Origin of the sequence: Microcystis sp. M109S1, from assembly GCF_020247025.1 — a bacterium.
GTDB lineage: Bacteria > Cyanobacteriota > Cyanobacteriia > Cyanobacteriales > Microcystaceae > Microcystis.
In genome coordinates this window covers 1-5590 of record NZ_JADBRW010000261.1, presented here as the reverse complement: position 1 = coordinate 5590, position 5590 = coordinate 1, and the positions used below count along the sequence as shown (strand labels likewise).

Below are 5590 nucleotides of genomic sequence, written 5' to 3'. Positions count from 1 at the left end.
TTCGGTTTTTCTTGTTCTTCGTCTTATTGAATACAGTCGAGCGCAAAACCCCTTTTTCTTGGCATAATCTGATAGTTTCATTTCAACTGTAAGGTAAACTTGCACTAACCACAGTAGCAGTTGTTTGCTGTTATTTGCGTACATTTTTTACAAAACTTTACAATACTAAATCTGGTTATTAAAAACTGATTATCAGTGAACTGGGGTATCGGGTGTATTAGGCTCCCCTAACACACCCAGAAAAGATTTTAGGAAAAATTAACCGACTACACAGAGAATATCCGATGCGTGACTAGCGGTATTCACTTTGTCATCCACATGGCTAATTTTGCCTTCTGCATCGATGATATAGGTGACGCGCTTAGAATAGCCACCACCATCGACATCATAAGCTTTGGTGATAGCACCATTGGTATCTACTAGCAATTGGAAGGGTAAACCGTATTTTTCTTTAAATTGTGCATGGGAACCTTGGTCATCCATGCTCACCCCGAAGACTACTATTTCCTTGTCTTGGTATTCTTGGTAGTTATCCCGGAAGCTTTGCGCTTCTTTGGTGCAACCGGGGGTATCATCTTTGGGATAGAAGTATAAAACTACGACTTTACCTTGAAAATCCGACAGGGAAACGGTTTTTCCAGTATCGTCGGTGGTGTTAAAGTTCGGTGCGATTGTTCCAACGGTTAAAGCCATAACTCCGATTCCTTTACAAAAGTTAATCCATATTGATGATAAAGGATTAGGGTCAAAAACAGGGTGTAGGGTGTGGGGGGTAGGGTGTGGGGAGAGGGGAGAAGAAGCCAGAGCATTTGTACTAAAATTTCCCATCAGTTTAAATACAGTACAGCTTAGAAGACGAACAACAAACCACCAGAATTTGTACTAGGATAATATTTGTCAGCTAAGAGGGGGATAATATGAGGCCATTCTGGTTAAAAGTGAGAACTTTTGGGCAAAATATCTTAATTGGTTTGGGTTTAGTGCTATTAATCGGTTTTTATCACAGTATCAGTGCCAAATCTGCCTCATTGATGATTGTTTATCCTCCCGATAATCATCAAACCACGGCCTCTAGAATCTTTTTTATTGGCTCTGCTCCTCCATCGGGTCAAGTTTTGCTCAATAATCAACCGATTCAACGCAGTGCTAAAGGATATTTTGCCCCTAGTTTTCCCCTACAAGTTGGCGAAAATAATTTCACTATTCGCTATCAAAACCAAACTATTAATCGCCAAATAATTCGTCGAGATACTCAAGCAGTTATTCCCCAAGAATTAGCTTTTGCTGATAACTCTCTCAGTCCTTCTGTCAATAAGACGCGGTTAGTGGGGGAATGGATTTGTTTTAGCGCGATTGCTACTCCCCAAGCACAGGTTTCTGTGCAGTTAGGAGATAAAATACTGCCTCTTTTACCCCAACCTCAAACCACAAAACTGCCTAGTAATGCCGCAGTTTTAACTAATCTCAATCAAGCGAAGTCCGAGGATAAAACTGGTTACTATCGAGGTTGTCAACAGTTTCAGCAAGAGGCTAACTTAGGAAAACCTATTTTTACAGCACAATTAAATAATCGATCGATTAGCCAACAAAGTCAAGGAGAAATTAACATTATTAGCGATCAAAATTTACCGGTGATTGAAATTATAGTTGCGGAAGGGGTAGCGCGCACGGGACCAGGTAGTGATTATTCCCGCTTAACTCCTTTACCCCAAGGCACAAAAGCGAGAGTCACCGGGAAAGAAGGGGATTGGTTACGGTTAGATTATGGTGGTTGGATTTTAGAGCGGGAAACCCGTTTAATAGTTAATGAGGTCTTGGATAATGCTAATATTCGCGGTCTCTCTTCTCGAAGTATCAATCAAGCAACAGAAATTATTTTCCCCCTCTCCCATCCTGTACCGATCGCCGTGGCACAAGAAGATGATAAATTTATTTTGACCCTTTATAATACCATTGCCCAAACCGATACAATTTTTCTAGTTGATAATCCTTTGGTCAGACGTTTAGATTGGCGACAAATTAACCCGAATACCATAGAATACACTTTTAATCTTAACCAAAAACAACAGTGGGGTTATAGTCTTCGTTACCAGGGGACAAATTTAATCTTAACCCTGCGTCATCCCCCAGGAAAAAGTGCTAATTTACAGGGCAAAGTTATTTTATTAGATCCTGGACACGGAGGTAAAGAAACCGGTGCAGTCGGTCCGACGGGTTACACAGAAAAAGAGATTAATTTGCTTATGTCTAAATTAATTAAACGGGAGTTAGAAAAATTGGGGGCAACAGTTTATTTAACCAGAGAAACGGACATTGATCTATCCCTACCGGCACGAGTAGAGATGATTAATAATCTGCAACCAACCCTAGCGCTATCGGTTCACTATAATGCTTTACCCGATGATGGAGATGCCTTAAATACTCAAGGAATTGGCATATTTTGGTATCATCCCCAAGCAGCGGATTTATCGGTTTTTCTCCACGATTATTTAACCAAAAATCTTAACCGTCCTTCCTATGGAGTATTTTGGAATAATTTAGCTTTAACTCGTCCCTATAGTAGTCCTTCATTGTTATTAGAGTTAGGATTTATGAGTAATCCTCAAGAATTTGAATGGATTACCGATACTCAGGCACAAAAACAATTAGCGCAAGTTTTAGCCGCCGGAATTAGCCAATGGTTTCAACAATCTGGGGTAATTGCTTCCAGTTAAGATTTAATGGCAATCCGAGGGAGATAAGCTTAAATCTTTGTGAAAAATCAAGCCCTAGCTGGAAAGCCAGTGATAGGATTTTCTGGAGTTTTTATCTTAATCTGAGGAAATTAAATCAAGTTCATGGAAAAAATGTTACCAGTGAACAGCAATCGGACAAAATAACTGCTAGATTACAAGGTATAGCCGATCACTCCCTAGTAAATATTTAAACAGCGATCGCTCTGTAAAAAAAATCTCTGGATGAGCAAACAAATAAAGATAGTTTACCTGAAAATTTGCCAATAGTTCACACCCTTATAGACAACTTAATCGCAGAATTTCCAACCCTTGATCAACAACTAAAAGTTAATTATTGCCATCAACAGATTCACCAAAATTATCCTGATTTAGCTGAAAAAGCCCACCTCAAGGTTGGGGTAGTCCAATTAAATCCCACTCCTGTTATTATTCTCCTCTACCCATGACTAACTCTTTATATATCAGCACGACGGCAACGGGAAGCGGTAAAGCGTTAGTAGCTTTAGGAATTATTGACTTAATTCTCCGCAAAACTAATAAAGTTGCCTTTTTCCAGCCAATTGTTCTCGACTGTTCCCAAGGTCATCGGGACGAAGACATTGACTTAATCCTCAATTATTTTAAATTAGAACAAACCTACGAAGAAGCCTTCGGTTTATGTTACGAAGAAGTTAAGGATTTATTGGTACAACAAAAATTTGATGAAATCATCGAAAGAATTATCAAAAAGTTTAAAAACTTAGAAAAAAAATATGATTTTATCCTCTGTGAAGGTTCCGATTATCTGCAAGAAAATTCCGCCTTTGAATTTGAACTAAATACAGAAATCGCCAAAAATCTCGGCCATCCCATCTTAATATTAGGTAATGCCCACAATCGCAGTATCGAAGATGCCCTTAGTCCGATCCTGATTTCCTGCGACACCTACCAGGATAAAGGTTGTACGGTGATTGGGATTATTATCAATCAAGCTGAAGAGGAAAAAATAGACGAATTACGGAAAAGCCTGACTAAAATTTTTCCCCCCCAAGAATATGCCCTAGGAGTGATTCCCCACAATGCCAAACTTAGCAGCCCGCGAGTGGCAGAAATCGCCCAACAATTACAGGCAAAAGTTCTCTACGGACAGCAGAGATTAGATAGTTTAGCTAGTAACTTTCTGGTGGTGGCCATGCAGATGCAAAATGCCCTAGAGTGGATAAAGGAAGATAGTTTAATTATCACCCCTTGGGATCGCGGCGATGTGATTATCGGGATGTTACAGGCCCACCAATCGGCCAATTATCCCCAATTAGCTGGTATAGTCTTAACAGCAGGTCATAGTCTCAATCCTTCGATCGCCCGTTTAATTGAAGGTTTGCCCGATCCCTTACCGATTCTCTCCGTCACCACCGATACCTACACCACGGCCGAACGCATCCACCAAGTGCGGACCACCCTGACCTCGACGGACTACGATAAAATTAACCTCAGTCTGCAGCTTTTTCACAGTAACATCAATCTCGATCGCCTAGAAGCGCAAATTCGCACTTTGCGGACCCAGGGGATTACTCCGAAGATGTTCACCTATAATCTCGTACAACAGGCCAAAGCGCAAAAACGTCACATCGTTTTGGCCGAGGGGACTGAACCGCGCATCCTCCAGGCAGCCACAGTTTTAATCGAACAGGATATCGTCGATTTAACCCTCTTGGGACAACCGGACGAGATCGAAATGGTGATTAAAAAACATGGTATCACTCTCGATCTCGATCGCCTGCAAATTATTCACCCCGTGGCTAGTCCCCATTTTGAAAGCTATGTGCAGACCCTCTACGAAGCGAGAAAAGCCAAGGGAATGAATCTGGATCTGGCCCGGGATTACGCTCAGGATGTCTCCTATTTTGCCACTTTAATGGTGTATCAAGGCGATGCTGATGGTATGGTATCGGGGGCAGTGCATACAACTCAACACACAATTCGGCCTGCACTCCAGATTATCAAAACTAAGCCCGATTGTGCGATCGTCTCCTCGGTCTTTTTTATGTGTCTAGAGGATCGAGTCTTGGTCTATGGGGATTGTGCGGTGAATCCCGACCCCAGTGCCGAGGAATTAGCCGAAATCGCCCTATCTTCTGCCGAAACCGCCCAAAAATTCGGAATTGAACCGCGAATCGCCCTGCTTTCCTATTCTTCGGGTCAATCGGGCCAGGGAGAAGACGTGGAAAAAGTACGACAAGCGACCAAAATCGCTAGGGAAAAACGCCCCGATTTGAAGCTAGAAGGACCAATTCAGTACGATGCGGCCGTGGATAAGGAAGTAGCCGCCCAAAAAATGCCGGGGTCAGAGGTGGCGGGCCAAGCGACGGTGTTTATTTTTCCTGACCTGAATACAGGTAATAATACTTATAAAGCCGTGCAGCGGGAAACGAAAGCTTTAGCCATTGGTCCAATCCTACAGGGATTAAAAAAACCCGTCAATGATCTCAGTCGCGGTTGTACCGTTCCCGATATTATCAATACGGTGGTAATCACGGCCATTCAATCCCAATCTTTTTGAGTCATGGTCATTTCAGAACAGAGAGAGAGTTTACCAATTTTTACTTTAATCGATATTTACCAAAAACTAGCAATACTTACAAAAACATTATCGGTATTTTCAAGACTATCTCGCAGCGAAACAGGCAAAATCGGGTCATCCTCAGCTAACCAGATAAAGACATGAGTATCTATTAAAGCACTCTTCATTACCTAGGGTCTGCTGAAAAAGTTTTTCGGTGGGGTGTAGGGTGTGGGGTGTAGGGTTTTAGCGATTTTTAGGGGGTCAATTACCTAATTTTCAGGCAAAAAGTGCCTAAATTTCCCCCCGATCACTC

General features: G+C 41.9%; 4 protein-coding genes. 2 read left to right on the top strand and 2 right to left on the bottom strand.

The features are described from left to right. Window positions 1–258: 258 nt before the first annotated feature. Complete coding sequence (locus tag IM322_RS13075) at window positions 259–693, bottom strand: peroxiredoxin (RefSeq protein WP_287675667.1); 435 nt, start codon at window positions 691–693, stop codon at window positions 259–261. A 224-nt stretch (window positions 694–917) separates the two neighbouring features. Between IM322_RS13075 and IM322_RS13070 the strand changes: the two genes are divergently transcribed. Together IM322_RS13070 and pta are read left to right on the top strand one after the other, a co-directional pair. Beyond that, entirely contained in the window at window positions 918–2714 is a 1797-nt protein-coding gene (locus IM322_RS13070; RefSeq protein ID WP_287675666.1) for an N-acetylmuramoyl-L-alanine amidase family protein, read from the top strand. 463 nt (window positions 2715–3177) lie between these two features. After that, window positions 3178–5274, top strand: coding sequence for a phosphate acetyltransferase (gene pta / locus IM322_RS13065; RefSeq protein ID WP_287675665.1), 2097 nt, complete (start codon window positions 3178–3180; stop codon window positions 5272–5274). A gap of 56 nt (window positions 5275–5330) precedes the next feature. Here pta and IM322_RS13060 read toward each other — a convergent pair whose 3' ends face one another. Further along, window positions 5331–5462 carry a PIN domain-containing protein gene (locus tag IM322_RS13060; RefSeq protein ID WP_287675664.1) on the bottom strand — a complete coding sequence of 44 codons (132 nt, stop codon included), beginning with the start codon at window positions 5460–5462 and terminating at the stop codon, window positions 5331–5333. Window positions 5463–5590: the final 128 nt, after the last annotated feature.

Coding starts and splice junctions, on each gene's coding strand:
- IM322_RS13075 (WP_287675667.1), bottom strand. CDS start 693: ATGGCTTTAACCGTTGGAACAATCGCACCGAACTTTAACACCACCGAC.
- pta (WP_287675665.1), top strand. CDS start 3,178: ATGACTAACTCTTTATATATCAGCACGACGGCAACGGGAAGCGGTAAA.
- IM322_RS13070 (WP_287675666.1), top strand. CDS start 918: ATGAGGCCATTCTGGTTAAAAGTGAGAACTTTTGGGCAAAATATCTTA.
- IM322_RS13060 (WP_287675664.1), bottom strand. CDS start 5,462: ATGAAGAGTGCTTTAATAGATACTCATGTCTTTATCTGGTTAGCTGAG.